The organism is Bradyrhizobium sp. WYCCWR 12699, assembly GCF_032144035.1.
Taxonomy (GTDB): Bacteria; Pseudomonadota; Alphaproteobacteria; order Rhizobiales; family Xanthobacteraceae; genus Bradyrhizobium.
In genome coordinates, this window is sequence record NZ_JAVTJN010000039.1 from 831,584 (window position 1) to 847,503 (window position 15,920).

12 protein-coding genes and 1 pseudogene are annotated in these 15,920 nt (G+C 63.0%); 2 read left to right on the forward strand and 11 right to left on the reverse strand.

The window, feature by feature from the left end; translation table 11 throughout:
• Positions 1–24 precede the first annotated feature (24 nt).
• The gene (locus RPS27_RS34650; RefSeq protein WP_249157049.1) at positions 25–1,212 is read left to right on the forward strand and encodes a sulfotransferase family protein; all 1,188 of its coding nucleotides are present in this window, start codon (positions 25–27) and stop codon (positions 1,210–1,212) included.
• Between the two features lie 31 nt (positions 1,213–1,243).
• Here the strand turns inward: RPS27_RS34650 and RPS27_RS34655 are convergent, their stop codons facing one another.
• The 8 genes and pseudogenes from RPS27_RS34655 to RPS27_RS34690 all read right to left on the reverse strand — a co-directional run bounded on the left by RPS27_RS34655 (position 1,244) and on the right by RPS27_RS34690 (position 11,637).
• Positions 1,244–1,654, reverse strand: coding sequence for a hypothetical protein (locus tag RPS27_RS34655; RefSeq protein WP_313754983.1), 411 nt, complete (start codon positions 1,652–1,654; stop codon positions 1,244–1,246).
• 74 nt (positions 1,655–1,728) lie between these two features.
• Positions 1,729–4,761, reverse strand: coding sequence for an adenylate/guanylate cyclase domain-containing protein (locus tag RPS27_RS34660; protein WP_313754984.1), 3,033 nt, complete (start codon positions 4,759–4,761; stop codon positions 1,729–1,731).
• Positions 4,762–4,866: 105 nt separating this feature from the next.
• Positions 4,867–4,941, reverse strand: a pseudogene (locus tag RPS27_RS39790) (hypothetical protein); the annotation flags it as partial.
• A 106-nt stretch (positions 4,942–5,047) separates the two neighbouring features.
• Entirely contained in the window at positions 5,048–6,499 is a 1,452-nt protein-coding gene (locus RPS27_RS34670; RefSeq protein WP_212067134.1) for a serine hydrolase, read from the reverse strand.
• Between the two features lie 47 nt (positions 6,500–6,546).
• Positions 6,547–7,752 carry a cytochrome P450 gene (locus tag RPS27_RS34675; RefSeq protein ID WP_249131799.1) on the reverse strand — a complete coding sequence of 402 codons (1,206 nt, stop codon included), beginning with the start codon at positions 7,750–7,752 and terminating at the stop codon, positions 6,547–6,549.
• A gap of 446 nt (positions 7,753–8,198) precedes the next feature.
• The gene (locus RPS27_RS34680) at positions 8,199–8,708 is read right to left on the reverse strand and encodes a DUF2867 domain-containing protein (protein WP_212067136.1); all 510 of its coding nucleotides are present in this window, start codon (positions 8,706–8,708) and stop codon (positions 8,199–8,201) included.
• 234 nt (positions 8,709–8,942) lie between these two features.
• Positions 8,943–10,880, reverse strand: coding sequence for an AI-2E family transporter (locus RPS27_RS34685; RefSeq protein ID WP_212067137.1), 1,938 nt, complete (start codon positions 10,878–10,880; stop codon positions 8,943–8,945).
• A gap of 331 nt (positions 10,881–11,211) precedes the next feature.
• On the reverse strand, positions 11,212–11,637 hold the full coding sequence (locus RPS27_RS34690) for a hypothetical protein (RefSeq protein WP_212067138.1): 426 nt from the start codon (positions 11,635–11,637) through the stop codon (positions 11,212–11,214).
• A 273-nt stretch (positions 11,638–11,910) separates the two neighbouring features.
• Here RPS27_RS34690 and RPS27_RS34695 point away from each other — a divergent pair, with 273 nt between their 5' ends.
• Entirely contained in the window at positions 11,911–12,882 is a 972-nt protein-coding gene (locus tag RPS27_RS34695; RefSeq protein WP_212067139.1) for an ABC transporter substrate-binding protein, read from the forward strand.
• Between the two features lie 17 nt (positions 12,883–12,899).
• Here the strand turns inward: RPS27_RS34695 and RPS27_RS34700 are convergent, their stop codons facing one another.
• From RPS27_RS34700 to RPS27_RS34710, 3 genes are read right to left on the reverse strand one after another with little or no spacing between them, the layout of a single operon-like run.
• A complete protein-coding gene (locus RPS27_RS34700) occupies positions 12,900–14,078 on the reverse strand; it encodes an MFS transporter (RefSeq protein WP_212067201.1) in 1,179 nt (392 codons plus the stop codon).
• 58 nt (positions 14,079–14,136) lie between these two features.
• Positions 14,137–15,510, reverse strand: coding sequence for an NAD(P)-binding domain-containing protein (locus RPS27_RS34705; RefSeq protein ID WP_212067140.1), 1,374 nt, complete (start codon positions 15,508–15,510; stop codon positions 14,137–14,139).
• A gap of 49 nt (positions 15,511–15,559) precedes the next feature.
• The gene (locus RPS27_RS34710; protein WP_194407171.1) at positions 15,560–15,877 is read right to left on the reverse strand and encodes an ArsR/SmtB family transcription factor; all 318 of its coding nucleotides are present in this window, start codon (positions 15,875–15,877) and stop codon (positions 15,560–15,562) included.
• Positions 15,878–15,920: the final 43 nt, after the last annotated feature.

A 15,920-nucleotide genomic window follows, 5' to 3' on the forward strand; every position in this document is an offset into this window, starting at 1 on the left:
TCGGCGCGCATAGCCTTGCAGCCAATGTCGCCGGCTCGCACCATCGATATCGACGACCTCTGGCGCGCCGCCGCGCGAAAGCTCGGCGGTTGGAGCAAACCACCAGACGATGTTCATCTCGATGGATTGCGCTGCCTCGCCTCGGCGCTGGCGAGACCCGGTCGGTACACCGAAGGGGAGTTGCGTCTCCTCCAGCGCGAATTATTCGTCCGCATCCTGGCCGACCTCAGCGTATCCCGGGATATCGCTGATCATCCCGAGATCGCAGACATTCCGGTCAGGCGCCCGCTCTTGATCACCGGATACGGCCGCACCGGAAGCACTCTCCTCCATAATCTGATCGCGCTCGATCCTCACATGCGCGCGCCTCGGCTGTGGGAATTATGGAGCCCGTCGCCGCCTCCGCGTCCCGAGACGGCCGCGTCCGATCCGCGCATCGCGTTCGCGCGGCGACGGCTGAAGGCGTTTACTGCCGCCGATCCGTCGATCCTGAAGATACATCCGATGGCAGCCCTTGCGCCGGACGAGTGTCACTGGATGATGCGGCATAACACGCTGACGCCAATGTTCTATCAGGCGCCTGAATATTGGGAATGGTTGAAGCAACTCGGCAAGGGAGACCTCCACCAGCTCTACTCGCATTATCGGCTGCAGGTACAGCATTTGCAGTTATATGTCCGCGGCGATGTCTGGGTGAGCAAATCCCCCACGACCCACCTGCATTTCTTGCCAGTGTTGTTCGACGTCTTTCCCGACGCCAACGTGGTGCGGCTGCACCGCCATCCCTCCGACGCGGTGCCATCCCTGTGCAGCCTCGTGGCCGGTTACCGGCGGCTGTTCGCGCAAAGAGTGGACTATGCCGAAATCGGCTCCACTCTTCTGGACATGTTCGTGGATAACATGGACCGGTCCATGGCGGCGCCGGCGGACAAGGCGGGCCAGATCACCGACATCCGATTTGAAGATCTCGTCGCGGATCCCGTGGCGACGGTACGCAGCATTTACCGGCGCTTCGGCTATCCCTACGGCGGCGCGAGTTTTGAAGGGACGATGGCGCGCCATCTCGAGAGCGAGCAGGCCGCAAAAGCGCGGCACACTTATGCGCTCGACCAGTTCGGCCTTTCCCCAAGCGAGGTGATCGATCGTTGCGGGAATTATCTCCGCTGGCTGGGGACGCACGGCAGCGGGTCCGTCGGCGGCACACCGTCGTGACGAACCCGAACCCGGCTTGAGCCCCGCAGATTCAGCTGCCGTACGGCGGCTCGTTCGCCAACGGATGGCTGTCGGAGGGATAGCGACTCTTGATCAGGATGGTGATACCGCCGCGCGAAGTCCGGGTGTCCGGTGCCTGCCAAATCAAGACCTCGAAATCGTACCCAGGTGCCCAGGCAAATGTGATGGGCGTCGCCGGGTCAGTCCCGAGTGCGGCGAAAATGACGGCGCGGATCGCTTCCTGCTGCGCGATCGGTATCTGCCCCAGGAACTTCCTCCATTCGCCCTTGATCGCCATCTTGTCGTCGATGACGACGCCGCTCTGCCCAAGAGGCTGGCCTTCCTTGAAGGCGTCCCTGTGCGGCACCAACTTGGCAATCCTTTCCTTCGAGAACGCGATGTTGAGCTTACCGAGCGCTGTTTGAAGATGAGGCATCCGCAATCTCCGATCAAATGGCTGAAGAAAACTCAATGCAGCTTAAGATTGACACTGCTCCATAGCCGGCGCAACGGCGATTATCTGCCCTGACCGTTTACCGCATCGCGTGCAGACGTCGGACCTTCATCGAACCTTGCCGCGACCTCATCCATCAAAGGCGCGTATAGCTTCGCGCCGGTTTCCTGCATCAGGCTTCGGGCGCGCGCCAAATCCGAGAGCGCAAGCTCGACCCGGCCCGCCTGTCGCTGTACATCCGTCCGCACGAGACGGGCGAGACATTCGGCAACGCGCGCCGTCCGTGCCGTCGCCACCTCGATCGCCTCTGCTGCCACGAGTAGAGCCGCCTCCAGCTCATTGTTCAGCCGGTGTGCATTGGCAAGATCGGCCAGAATCCGCGCCTCCGATTCAAGCCCGGCCTTGCGCACTCGCGCAACCGACAGCGCCTTGTCGAGGCTTTCCACCGCTTGGGCAAACCGGCCGCCAACCAGATGCGCCAGGCCGAGACAGGCGAGCGCATTGACGAGGATATAGGGGCTGCCGGTTTCGGTGGCCATCGCCATGGCACGCGCGGCGTGAAGATCGGCGAGCGCCTTATCCTCAAGCGCCCACGCCATGTCGACAAAGGCAACGTTGACGAGATGGAGCGTGATGTCGTTGGAGTCGGCTTCGGTCTGCAGCATACGGTCGAGCCAGGGCCTTGCCTCGTCGAAGCGGCCGAGCTGGACCAGGACCTGCCCGCGCATTGCTGTCAGCCAGCGCGCGACGTCGAAGTTGAAGAGCTGACGGTCGAATTCGCTGATGGCGTCAGCGCGGTCGGTCGCGTCGATGATGGCCTGCAGCGCCTCGTCGAGCCGTCCCGACAACCGCGTTGCTTGTGACAGCACGGCGGTCAGCATCGCCTCGCCGCTACGGTCCTGCCCACTCGTCAGCGCGAGCGCCTCGCGCGTCCGCGCGACGTAGTCGTCCGCTGATCCGCTCACCGCGAGGTTCCGGCCGTATGCGGCATGGATCCAGGCATGGGCCCGCGCATTGCCCGAGACGAGCGCCAGTTGCCGTGCTTCCTCGAACCAACGCCGCGCCTCCTCGGCCGAAATACCTTCGCGCCACCCGAAGGTCAGGACCTGAATGCAGCAGGTCAGCCGCAGATAACCGATAGACTCGGATAACGGCTGGCCTTCCAGCAATTGATGGACCTTCCGCCAGCTTCGCAAGGCCTGGCTTGAATCGTGCGTACCGATCCATAGTGCGGCCCGGATATGGGCCTGCGCCGCTTCCATCGGCTGGCCGGCTTCTTCGAGATGATAGGCCAGTAGGCTGGCCCGCTCCTCCTTCCGGTCCGTGAAGTGCTGCTTCATGATGCGCGCGACGTCGCCATGGATGCCGCGACGGCGCTCGCGCAGGAGAACGCCATAGCAGGTCTCCTGAACGAGTGGATGCGAGAAGGCATGGACGCCGGGATCAAGCGCCAGTTCGCGCAGCAGCTCCGAGCGGCGCAGCCGGTCGAGCGCATCGTCGAGCTCCGGAGACGACAGCCCCGTCAGCGCTTCGAGAATATCGCGCGGCGCTTCGCGGCCGATCACCGCGGCATACTGCAACACGCGGCGCGCTGGTTCGTCGAGGTGATCGATCCGGGCAGCGAGCAGGGCTCGGATCGTGGGCGGCAAGGGGATCGCCTCGATGCCTCCCGCAAGCCGGTAATTGCCGCGTTCCCCCTCTAAATCGCCGCGGTCGACAAGGCAACGCACCAGCTCCTCGAGAAAGAACGGGTTGCCCTGCGCGCGATGGGCGATATTGCGCGAAACCAGCGCCAGCGAGGAATCGGAGCCGAGAAGCAGGCGCAATAGTCCTTCGGACTCGGTATCGGCCAGCGAGGAGAGGTTGATTTGCCGGTAATGGCTTCGCTGCATCCAAGGCGCGCTGTAGCCATGCCGGAAGTTCAGCAGCAGCATGGTCTTGGTGCCGGTGATGGCATCGGCGATCACGTCGATGAATTCCTCGCTCGCGGCGTCGATCCAGTGCAAGTCCTCGAGGAGAATGAGCGCGGGCTGCAGCTGCGGTCCCGATCGCACGAACAGACGCACCAGTTCGACGAGCCGCTTCTTGCGCATCGCGGGATCGGTCTGGGCCGTCGGCTGATCCGGGTCGACGAGGCCAAGAAAGCCGAGCAACAGTGCCAGCGTCTCGTCGTCCACCCCGTATGCCGACATGACGCTTTCCACCCGCTCCTGCGCCTCGGAGGCCAGCATGCCGGGCTTGATGCCAAGAAAGTCGCGAGCCAGTTCGACGACGGGCTGATAGGGCGTCGCGTGGCCGTGCGCTGTCACACGAGCTTCGAAAACCCGATAGCCTCGATCGCGACAGCGCTCGGCGAATTCGAAGCAAAGCCGGCTCTTCCCCGAGCCGGCTTCTCCGACGACGCCGACAGCCCGCGGCTCGCCGGCGGCTGCGCTGGCGAGTTCTGCCTCAAGCAGGTCGATCTGAGCGGAGCGACCGATCAGCGGGGTTAGCGCAGTCTGACTGCGAAATATGACGCTAGCCGGCGCATGATGCAGGCGCTCCAGCCTGAAAACCTCCATTGGTTCGGTCACTCCGCGAACCACACGCAGTCCAAGCGGCGTCGCTTCGACGTAGTTGCGGGCCGCGGCGGCCGTGGCGCCGGTGATCAGGATTTCGCCCGGCTCGGCCATCTGCTCCATGCGCGCCGCCACATGCGCGGTGGACCCGGACACATCGTATGTGTGATAGAGGCTGTTGACGACCGCCTGCAAAATCACCTCGCCGCTGTGGACGCCGACCCGGATCCTCAGATCGCGATCACCGAGTTCCGCCAGGGCGGCCTGAAGCGCAAGGGCCGCGCCGCAAGCGCGCACCGCGTGGTCCTCACGGGGCACCGGTGCGCCGAACAACGCCATCACGCCGTCGCCCTGCACCTTGTTGACGATGCCGTCGTAGCGCTCAACGCCCCGCCGCATGGCGTTGATCGCCGGCTGGATCCGGCGCATTGCGTCCTCGGGGTCGGCGTTTTGGATCAGCCACGTCGAGTTGCTGATATCGGCGAAGAGGATGCTGAGCTGCTTGCGTTCGCCGCCGGTCGCGCTCAGCGCGCGCAACCATTCTTCCGCCGACCGGCTCGAGGAAATGGTGAGCGGCGCGCTGCATTTGCCGCAGAAGCGGCTGATCGGGCCGTTGATGTGGCCGCACGCGATGCAGACCGTGCGCATCGGCTTTCCGCAGGTCTCGCAGAATGCATTCGTCGCGCTGTTGTCGCTATTGCAGTATCGGCAAAGCATACGCAGGACCTTGCATCCGATCGCCACGGATCAGGATAACGCGGGAAATGCGTTGTTGCCATAGTCATGGTCCCGCCGCGCATTCGACCCCCAACCTGCCGAGGTCCTAACGCTTTGCGAACGGGATCATCATCAGGAGCGGTCGCTGGACAAGCTGGGCGGAAAGTCCCGCAATGGCACCGTCGTTATCCCTATAATATTCGACCAGCACGGGGAAAAAGGTCCCGAACGCCCCCACCGTAAACAGGAAGGTCGTGTCGCCAAACTGATCCAGCTGCCAGCTCGACCCGTAATAGCTGATCGACAGAATGGTGCCATTCAGGCTCACTAGGAGATCGCCATATCCGGGATTGCTGAACATTCCCGTGAATTTCGCGATTGCGGGCGGCGCCAGGGCCATGGCCACGCCCTTGGCCACCGGCGACGGCGGCTCGGCGGACAAGCTCAGGGCTCCCATCGGAGCACAGCTGGGAAGCTCGACGGTATTGGAAAGCGAGTTGGTTAGCAAATGATCGTAAACGGCGGTCGCGATCTTGTCGGGCCATTTGTTGCGCAGCATCTGGTTGGTGCAGTGCTGGTTGGTGAGGACGACCACCCCCATCCCGTCGTCCGGCATGAACGACACGTATGCCGAACCGCCCTGGGGATCGCCGGTATGGAAAACCAATCTCTTCTGCCGAGGACCGTTGGGTGTCTTGATGGTCAGCTTCCCGACGTTCCACCCCAGTCCATACATGGTCCCGTCGCCGGGATCGCTGAACGGGTGATAGGTGAGTCCCAGCGCTCCCTCGCCGATCACGACCTTGCCGTTCCCTGTCATCCCCCTTCTGAGCAACAGCTCGACCCACTTCGCCATGTCGAGTGCCGATGAGTTGATCTCGCCCGCGGGACCAATGTTGGTGAAGTCCTTCAGGGCCAGGGGTGCCTCGCCGATATAGCCGAGCACGCGATTCGAACTTTGCAGATAGTCCGCAAACGACAGCGTCGTCTCAGTCATTCCGAGAGGACCGAGGATGCGGCTCCGTATGATATCCTCGTAGCTCTCGCCGGTCAGTATCTCGAGGAGATGGCCGGCAACCATGTACAACAAGTTGTTGTAGATGAACTTCGCCCGGAACGGCACCGCAAACGGCAGATCGCGCAGGCGGTAGAACAACTCCGCCCGCGCGAAAGGACCGAGGTACCAGAGGCAATCATGCGGGGCGAGCCCGGTGCGATGACAGAGGAGGTCGATCAACGTTGCCTCGCCCGAGGCGAGCGGGTCCGACATCTTGAAGGATGGAACAAACTGGCAGATCGGCCGGTCAAGCGATAACACCTTGTCCTCCGCGAAGATCGAGAGCAACGTGCTGGTGAACGCCTTGGTGGCCGAGCCTATTGGAAAGAGTGTGTGCTCATTGACCAGCGTCCCGGTCGCGCGGTTGCGGAAGCCGAAGCCACCGGCATAGACCATCCGGCCATTCTGCAGGATCGCGACGCCAACGCCTGTATTTGCGACCGGCGGGTCGGCAGCCTCGATTGCGTCCTCGACGATGCGTGCGAAATCCGGAGTATTCATTGGTTTGTCCTCAAATGCCGCCCACGTAAAAGAACACTCTTCCAAGATCACAGAACGGAAAACCTGAGAGGCAGAGTCCGAGGGCCGCCGATAAAAATCGACGCCAGCCGGCGCGGCGTACCCGAAAGCTCGATGAACGTCAGCCGGCGCAGCAATTCCTCGAAAAAGACCTGCATTTCCAGCCTTGCCAGATGTTGACCAAGGCAAATATGCGCACCATGACCAAAGGCAACGTTGCGGCCGCGGTCATGGCCGATACGGAAATGGTCTGGCGAGTCGAAGGCCTGCTCGTCCCGGTTTCCCGAGAGATAGCACAACATCAACCAGTCGCCGGCGGCGATCTGGCGCCCGTCCAACACGACATTCTCCCTCGCGGTCCGCATCACGTGCTGCACTGGCGCGGTCCAGCGCACCGCTTCCTCGACCAGATCAGGCACGAGACGGAGGTCGGATTTGACTTTGCGGAATTCGCCGGGATTTTCGCACATTGCCCAGATTGCGCCCGATATGGCGGAGCCAACGGGGTGATGACCGGCCGTCAGGAGCACCATCAGATAGCTGACGGCTTCGAACCGATCGATCGGCTCGCCGTCCACCGTGGCATTTGCGATCACGCTGATGAGGCCATCGCGCGGGGATCGACGAGCCTGTTCGATCAGCGGCGCAAAATAGCTGTCAAAGTCGGCAACGGCGTCTCTCAAACGCCTGGCGTGCCGTGCCGGATCACGGCTGGCCCAGCGCGCGCGCGCCGGTGGGTCGTCCTGACTACGGAACAGTCCCTGGATGAGAGCGAGCAGATGCGCCTCGTCCTCCGCCGGTAGCCCGAGCATCGTCATCGTGACGCGCAACGGGTAGAGCTGGGCCACGTCGTGCACGAATTCGCAGGTCTCGCCCCGCTTGATCGTGTCGTCGACGAGGTCACGCGCGATCGCTCGAACGCGGTCTTCAAGCATCGCAACGCTTTGGCGCGCGAACCATCGTTGCGTGACTTGGCGATATTGTGAATGGTCCGGGGCGTCCATTTGCAAAAGTGTCCGCATGAGATGCGGACTGCCGCCGGTCAGGCTACGCGCCAGCCGGTCGGCGGCCTTGGGCACGAGTGTGCTGGCCCGATCGCCATTGCGGAAGAGATCGTGGCGGCGGCTGACCTCGACGATATCGGCATATCGAGTGACCGCCCAAAACGGGTCGAAGCCGTCCATCTCGAGCCAGCCAAGCGGCTTATTCGATCGCAACCAGCGAAAGCCAGCCATCAATGCATTCTGGGTGGCGTAGGCCCTGGGGGACACCAAGAGCGCACTTAACTCGGCGGGTATAGCGGAGGCATGACACATGGCCAAAACTAAACTGGCGGGCTGAACTGCACCAATGCTAGCGCTCGAAATTGGCCCGGCCCCACATCAGAGCGGAGGGACAAGCACCATCGCAATCAATGATCAGACTGGCAGGGCGCGAGCCTGCGAGGCTTGATCCGAAGGTAGATTGCAACCAAAAATTGGTGAGAACAATGTATTTTCCGGATCCCCGTCGTTCAGGGGGTCTCGGCTGGCTGTTTTGATTTGATTTCAGCGCATTGCACTGTAATCCAAGGCGACGAAAACCCCATCGTCTCAGCCACCTATGCGTTGCCTTGTCATCGTGAGCACGCGCGCCTCGTCACGTCTTGCCCAGATGCGATTGGCCCTACAGCGTGGCCGGCCTAAATCTTCACTGCTTTTGCCGCCTGCTCCAGACTGGACGGCACGATCACGCGATGAAACGGTGCTATCGTCGCCAGATAGATGCGCCCGAGCCGGTTATGGCAATGCACCACTGTGCCCGCGACCAGTTCGCGCCGATTGGCTGCGTCGGCGCGAAGCTGGATCGTGAGGCGGAAGTCGAGATGCCGGTCGTCCGCGCCGAGGATCAATTCCGTCGCGCTCTTTGACAGCACCGGGAAGAAGCCGATCACCGGCCCACGCGCCGCGCCGGCGAGACCGACGGCGCGCGACGATTTGACGCCGACCATCGACATCACCACATCGCGGAGGCGCGTGAGTGCACGAATCCACCACGCCTGTCGCTCGAGCGCGGCGCGTGCCAGCACCTCGACATCGTCGCTAGCGCCCGCCGGCAGTTGAATTGCAAAGGCGTCCAGAAGGTCCGCGCCCTCATAAAGCGGCGTGAGCACGCTGTTGCTGGGCATGGGCACGGCGCGCGCTTTGGTCATGAGATGAGGTCCCGGAAGCTGGGGCGCTGGACGTAGCGTAGTTAGTGGTGCGGACGATTTCGCCGTCGTCCATTTCTATATCCAGGCGCTCTGCATCGCAACAATTCTGCGGCACGCACGTCTCAGTTGGGTCACAAGCCGTCGATGACGTCTGCCTGGGTCGATGACCAGTCATCCGCCCGTCCTACTGTTCCGCTCTGACTCGTCGGACAAAACACCGGCACGGTCGAACTCTTACGCCGCAGCCGTCGGTGGGCTCTTCTGCCCGAGGGCCTCGCCCGCCGGCTCAGTCCAGCCCGTTGCCTCGATGCACAGCCTGACGGCCTCGCCGATGCTCGTCGCAACAAGGTCGGCTTTGGCGCCCTCCCGCAGCGATTCCAGCGCAGCCGCATCAATGTCTTTGACCCAGCAGCCCAGAATGATGGTCGCCTTCGGCAATTTTCGCCTCAGGCGCCGGACTGAATACCGCATGTGTGCCGCACCGCGGGCATCGAGATAGACCAGGCAGACGATTGCGACTCCCGTGGTATCAAGGCGGAAGACATTCGTCGTGGAAAGCGATTCCGGCCCTTCGACTCGTGCCGCGAGACCATGCTCCGTCGACAGCTGAGCCAGCATGATTGCGGCCGCCTCGTCAATGAGGCTGCGTCCGGCCACGCACAAGACAGGGTGCTCGCCCTGCCAATCCAGCGGGAGAGTTTCCTTGCGAACGTAAGGCAAGCGTTCATTGACGGCATTTTCTGCAACACCCTCCACCGCTGACCATGCTTCGACATCGCTGGTTGAGCTGCTCTTCGCCGGCGGCCGGTCGTCCTGATCGGAAAGATCGCTGGTAAATTCGCTAACGGCGTCCCGGATTTTCGCAAGACGCTCCTGGTCAAGCGCATCGCGTTCGGCGTCGGCTTGCGCCAGTTGCAAACCCTTCAGGGCGACCTCGTCATAGTACGACGCTAGCGAACGCTCTTTCAGAAACTCTTCGGCCTTTTCGGCCGCTTCGGTCGGATCGCCGGCCAGCATCCGCTGATAGAAGATCTCCGGAGGAGAAAGCGCTGGCCGGTCGCCGAACATGACGTCGAGAAATTCCAAGCGCTCCACGTGCCGCCCGAGAACCACGAGGCAAACGGTCAAGGGAGTCGCGAGAACGAGCCCGATCGGGCCCCAAAGCGCCGTCCAGAACGTCGCCGAGGCAACCACGGCAATGGGCGACAGCCCCGTGCTGTGACCGTAAACCATCGGCTCGACGACATGGCCTACCAACGGTTCCACAACAAAAAACAGGGCGAGAGTCCAAAGCAGCATCGACCAACCGGGATCGATGGCAACCGCCAGCGCCAACGGGAACGCGGCCGCGATAACGGCCCCGACATAGGGGACGAAGCGAAGCGCAGCCGCGAGGATACCCCAGAGAATGGCGCTTGGTATTCCGATGAAGTACAGGCCGGCGCCGATCACCACGCCGAATCCGCCATTTAGGATGAGCTGGGTCAGAAACAGCCTGCTCAGGCGGCTCGCGGCATCGTCCAGTGCAGCCGTCGTACGCTGCAAATCCGACGAACCGGCCAGTCGAATAAAGCGATTACGAAGGTCCTCGCGCTGAATGAGAATGAATATGACGAAAATAATGATGATGCCGGTGGTCGCCAGCGGATGAATGAGTGGAGAAATCAAGGTTCGCAGACTTTCCAACGCCCCGGGATCCGGTTGGCGTACTTCAACGGGCACCGGCGGCGCGGAAGCATTCGATCCAGCAGCGATCGTGCCGATCTTGGGCACAGATGGGGCGTCTTTCGGCTTATCGAGCTCCTTGCTGAGATCCTTCAGCATGTCGGAGGCCCGCTCCAGCGTGCCCCGGCCGGCTTTGGTATCTCGAAATGATTGGATCTTTTCGCTGATCGTCGACTGGTAGCGGGGAAGGTCACCGGCGAGCTGCGTCAATTGCGCGGCGAGAAGGCTTCCTATTGCGAAGATAAGCGCAAAGGCAACGCCAACCACGCTCACGACGGCCAATCCCCGCGGGACCCGCACGCGTTGCAATATTTCGACCAGTGGCGCCAACACGAAGCTGAGGAGAATAGCCAGCGCCACGGGCACGAAGATATCCCGGCCGAAATAGAGCATCGCGATGATGATGACGGTGAGAATCGCGGTCGCTACTGCACCAAGCAGCGCCATCAGTTCCTCAGTGGTGCGTGGTTTGAAGGGCTGTCTTGCTACAGGCCTCATTTGCCGTCCCTGTCCCCGTCGTCCGCTGAGCGTGCAAGGATTTCAGCTGCAGGGTTGCAGGACGACACTGCATAGGACAGCCGCTCAGGCACTCATCCATACGGTCTTCATGAGCGGGCCTCGTATTTGCGGCCGCGCCGTGGCACGCCAACAGGTCTGCCCAGAAAAGGTTCCTGGCTGCGGTCATGATGCATGCTGCCGGAGGAGCTTTTTCCATAGCCGCACTGACGATCCGCAGCATAGCACCGCGAATGGTTCGCTCCGCGAGAACTGGTCAGCACTAGCGCTCCTCGGTCGGATGCACCCATTTATAGGGCGTGATGCTTTGCGTTGCGGTCAGCTTGATCATGTGGACTGGCGGCGCGGAACGTCCCTTTCGGCACGACCGGCATTTGAGCGAGGCTTCCAGCTTCCAGATCGGCGTATCGCGTGGCCGGCGGATGGCGTCGAGGGGCAGGCTCGCACGCGTCTTGCACCTGTTGCACTCGACCTCGAGCCATCCCATGCCGCCGTTGAGGCATTGCGCGATCGTCGGCGAGGGCTGCGAGGGGCCACCATAGCCTTCCATCCGGACCGACCAAACCTCGGCCTCGGCGCGGTCGGCCGTGCGGACCGCCTTCCTGGCCTCCTCGCGCGCGTGCTTGGCGGAGATTTCCGCCCCCATAATCCGGCCGCTCCAGATGACCTCGCGCGATTTCGTGCTCATGCCGCAACCAAAGCGAGCCCGGCGAGCGTTGGCAAATTATCGATCGCTAGTACGTCGAGCGTGCAGTTCGATACTGCGTGTCGTGGGTGTGGACAATCGGGGCGCAGAATCTCTGGCGAAGCCGTGGCGCCGACGGTGGCAGAGCGCCACCATTAGAAGTCGTGACGCCTGCGCGGGACCATCCCGCGCAGGTCTACGGTTTCAAAAGCCGCTGGCGGGATTTCAACGGCATGCTAGCATCGGGTTTTTCAAGTTTCATGAGCAACGTGTTTCATGAGCAACGTCATGCATCGCACAATCTCTCGTCGCGTGGCGCTCATCGGTTGCCTGGGTTTGGTAGCGCGGAATGCGGTGGCACAGCGATCCCGGACCTGGCGCGTCGCCTATCTGGTGTCTGGAAGAGCCGCGGCCACGACTCCCGTCATCAAGGATACACTCCGCTCCCTGGGCTACGAGGAAGGCAAAAATCTCGTTTTCGAAGTTCGCGAAGCGAATGGCCATTACTCAGAGCTTCCGGATCTGATGCAGCAACTTCTCCAATTGAAGCCGGACGTCGTCATCGCCGAGGCCACTCCGGCGATAGCCGCTGCCCAGAAGGCCACATCGACCATCCCCATCGTCATGTCGCCATCGACGGATCCGATCGGCTCCGGCTTCGTGAAGAGTTTTGCCAGACCCGGCGGCAACATCACCGGTGTCGCCAACATGTTCGGCGACCTCACCGCCAAAACGCTCGACATCGTCCAGCTCGTATTCCCGAACGTGGCAAAACTCGGCGTCCTGACGTCCAACAATCCGACCCACCCCGCGCTCTATGAGGTTGCCCGCGACGCCGCAGCAAAGATCGGGATTTCGGCGGAACGCTATATCGCAGCGAATCCGGAAGACCTGAAGAAGGCCTATCAGGACATGAAGGCCGGAGGCTGCGACGTCGTGTACGTGCTCGCCGATCCCATCAGACCTTCGCTTCCGCCCATCGCGTTGGAGCACCGCTTGCCTTCGGTTTTTCAGGTCAACAGCTACACGGAACTGGGCGGGCTCATGAGCTACGGGCCGGACATCTTACCGCTGTTCGTCAAGGCTGCGCACTATGTCGATCGCATCTTGAAGGGTGGAAATCCTGCCGAGCTCCCCGTCGAACAGCCAACCCAATTCGTATTTGCCATCAATCTGCAAACCGCAAAGGCGCTCGGCCTTTCAATTCCGGAAAAGGTATTGATCATGGCCGACAAGGTGATCGAGTAACCCTGCCTCCTGGCCGGTTACGACGGCGGCTTGCCCGAGTGATCATTCCGGGCCCACAATAGCGCCAGCGGACCCAGCGCGATTCCGGCCGCGAGCACGATGAACACCAGCAGCCAGCCGCTTGCGCTCTGCGGTCCGCCGGCGATGTCGAGTGCCACGCCGGTGCCCCAGGCGCCGAGCGCCGACAAGCCAAAGCCGACCGTCGAGTGCAGGGCGAGTGTCGCACCGCGATGCTCGGAGACAGCCGCAGCCGACATGCCCGCGGTGAGCGCGCCTGAATCCGCCGGCACCGTCAGGCCGTAGAGCATCAGCAGCAGCGCGAGCACCCATGCCGGAGCCGTGGCGTTGAGTCCGATCACCAGCGCAACGCAGGCCGACGCGATCATCACGACCGTGATCGCGCGGTGGCGTCCGAATTTCAGGGCGGCCTCGTTGCCGAGGATGCTGGCGGGCATCGAGATCACCGCGAAGCAGAAGCTCATCAGCACGGGCGTCATCCAGGACGGCCCGCCTTGATGCGCAACGACGAAGGTCCAGAACCCGACCAGCCAGGTGCGGATGCCGTAGAGCTCGAAGCAGTGGGCGCCGTAACCGAGGATGTAACCGAGCGCCTCGCGATTGGTGAAGACGGGTGCGAAATTCAGCAGCCGTCCGGCCTTCGGCGCCGGCCGCCGTTGCTCGATCAGCAGGCACGCGGCCACCATCGCGATCGGGCCGACGCCGGTAACGTAGAACGCGGTCCGCCAGCCCCAGCGATCGGCGAGGACTTGCGCAACCAGGAACGACAGGCCGACGCCGACCGAGAAGCTCGACGTGTACAGCGTCACCGCCCGCGACGTGTCGCCGGCAGGCAATCGGTCGGTCAGCGCCTTCAGCCCCGGCATGTAGGCGCCGGCAAAGCCCAACCCTGCGAGCGACCAGATGATGGTGCCCGACCAGAACCCGTCGGCGAAGATGCCGAACGCCAGGGTCGCGAGTCCGCTGACGATGGAGCCGCACAGCAGCACGATCCGCGCATCGATGCGATCGGTCAGCGTCGTCAGGACCGGAACGGCCAGCATGTATCCGAACGCGTAGCCGCTCGCCATCAGCCCGCCTTCGGCAGCAGACAGCCCCCACGCCGGCATCAGATGCTGCGCCAGGTTCGCGGACAGCGTTACATGCGGCAGCAGATTGCCGAGCTGGCCGATACACATCACCGCAATCAGCGGCGCCCCGCTCAAGCTCCGAATGCTGTCCTCCTGTCTGATCGCGTCATGAGCAGCCACACCCGGCGCGGCCTGCCTTCTTGGCCGATTCATCGGCCGCGCAGCAAGCCGAGAGATCCTGCTTCGCCGGGCCGCCGCAGCATCCCGCGTCGGCCGTCTCCACCCCACCGCGCGTGCAGACGCCTGTCTCCGGCAGCACGAGCTCGACCCGAGCAGCGGCCTTCTTGTCACCTGAGATGTCGGCCGCGATGGAGCGGACCTGCTCGTATCCGGTCATCATCAGGAAGGTGGGCGCACGGCCGTAGGACTTCATGCCGGCAAGATAGAGGCCCGGCTCGTCGTGCGCGAGCTCGCGCGCACCATGGGGACGGACCGTGCCGCAGCTGTGCTCATTGGGATCGATCAGCGGCGCGAGCGCCACAGGCGCCTCGATGGCCGGATCGAGCCGCAGCCGCAATTCGGACAGGAACGATAGATCTGGACGGAAGCCGGTGGAGACGACGAGTTGATCGGCCACCACACTTCGCGCACCGCAGCCGCTGCCAGCCGAAATCTTCAGGCGACCTTCGGCCTCCCCGAGATGCATGACTCCAAATTCGCTCTCCACCTTGATCTTGCCGGCGGCGACGAGTGCGGCAAAGGCCGAGCCCAGTTCGCCGCGCGCGGCCAGCTTGTCATTGCCGCCGCCGCCGAAGGCCTTGGCGGGATCGGCGCCGCGCAACAACCAGATCGCTTGCGTGCCCGGTACCTCGCCCGCGAGCTGCGCCAGATCGATCAGCGTACCGACCGCCGAATGGCCGGCACCGAGCACGGCAACGGTCTTGCCGGCATATCTGGCGCGACCTGTGCCCCGCACATCCGGCATGCCATAGGAGATGCAGTCGGCCCGCTCGCGCTCACCAATCGCGGGCAAACCGTTGCTGCCGGCGGGGTTGGGGGAGAACCAATTGCCTGACGCGTCGATGACGGCATCGGCACGCAGCTCCTCGGGACCCCTGCCGTTCTGATAACGGATCTCGAAGGGAGCCTGCTCTCTCCCCTTCGTCTTCGCCTTGTCGAAGCCGGCGCGGCTGATCGCCGTAACGCGGCTCGAAGTCCGGATCGTCTCCCGCAGCTTCGTGCGCGTGGCGAGCGGCGTCAGATATCGGTCGATCAGCTCGCCGCCCGTCGGATAGGACTGAGGGTCCGGCGAATTCCACCCCGTCGGCGCGAGCAGGCGCGCCGCCGCCTTGTCGATATTGTACTCCCACGGCGAGAACAGCTGGACATGCTGCCACTGGCGGACCGCGTGCGCGGCTTCAGGCCCGGCCTCGAGCACGATGGGAGACATGCCGCGTTCGAGCACATGTGCGGCGGCAGCGAGGCCCACCGGCCCGGCTCCGATGATGGCGACCGTCTTGGCGCTGATTTTGGTGCTCATTTCGACTTCTCCCATATTTCTAGAATTATCGAACAAAATCGCAAAAGGATCACGCCGCCGTTTGCGCCCCCTTGCATCCCACTTCGTCGGCGCAGCATTCCGCCGCCAGGAAGGCCACCAGGCCTCGCATCGCGTCAAAATTGGCGTGGCAGATCAGCGTGGTCGATTCCCTGACCTGGCTGACGAGCCCGACCGCAACCAGGGTCTTGATGTGATGCGACAGCGTCGACGCCGGGATCTTCAGCTTGTCCTGCAGGCGGCCGACGGGCATGCCCGCGTGCCCGGCCCGGACCAGGGCCCGGTAGATCTGGAGCCGGGTCTGATTGCCCAGGGCCTCCAAACGTGCTGCTGCGTCGGCGATCTTCATGATGCCCACGCTGCGCCTGTCCACGCTTTCTGTCAAACTGTAT

Bases quoted from the DNA above. Each gene is read 5' to 3' on its own strand.
- RPS27_RS34680 (WP_212067136.1), bottom strand. From the start codon at position 8,708: ATGACCAAAGCGCGCGCCGTGCCCATGCCCAGCAACAGCGTGCTCACG.
- RPS27_RS34670 (WP_212067134.1), bottom strand. From the start codon at position 6,499: ATGAATACTCCGGATTTCGCACGCATCGTCGAGGACGCAATCGAGGCT.
- RPS27_RS34650 (WP_249157049.1), top strand. From the start codon at position 25: ATGTCGCCGGCTCGCACCATCGATATCGACGACCTCTGGCGCGCCGCC.
- RPS27_RS34685 (WP_212067137.1), bottom strand. From the start codon at position 10,880: ATGGCGCTGCTTGGTGCAGTAGCGACCGCGATTCTCACCGTCATCATC.
- RPS27_RS34700 (WP_212067201.1), bottom strand. From the start codon at position 14,078: ATGTGTATCGGCCAGCTCGGCAATCTGCTGCCGCATGTAACGCTGTCC.
- RPS27_RS34695 (WP_212067139.1), top strand. From the start codon at position 11,911: ATGAGCAACGTCATGCATCGCACAATCTCTCGTCGCGTGGCGCTCATC.
- RPS27_RS34710 (WP_194407171.1), bottom strand. From the start codon at position 15,877: ATGAAGATCGCCGACGCAGCAGCACGTTTGGAGGCCCTGGGCAATCAG.
- RPS27_RS34675 (WP_249131799.1), bottom strand. From the start codon at position 7,752: ATGGCTGGCTTTCGCTGGTTGCGATCGAATAAGCCGCTTGGCTGGCTC.
- RPS27_RS34705 (WP_212067140.1), bottom strand. From the start codon at position 15,510: ATGAGCACCAAAATCAGCGCCAAGACGGTCGCCATCATCGGAGCCGGG.
- RPS27_RS34690 (WP_212067138.1), bottom strand. From the start codon at position 11,637: ATGAGCACGAAATCGCGCGAGGTCATCTGGAGCGGCCGGATTATGGGG.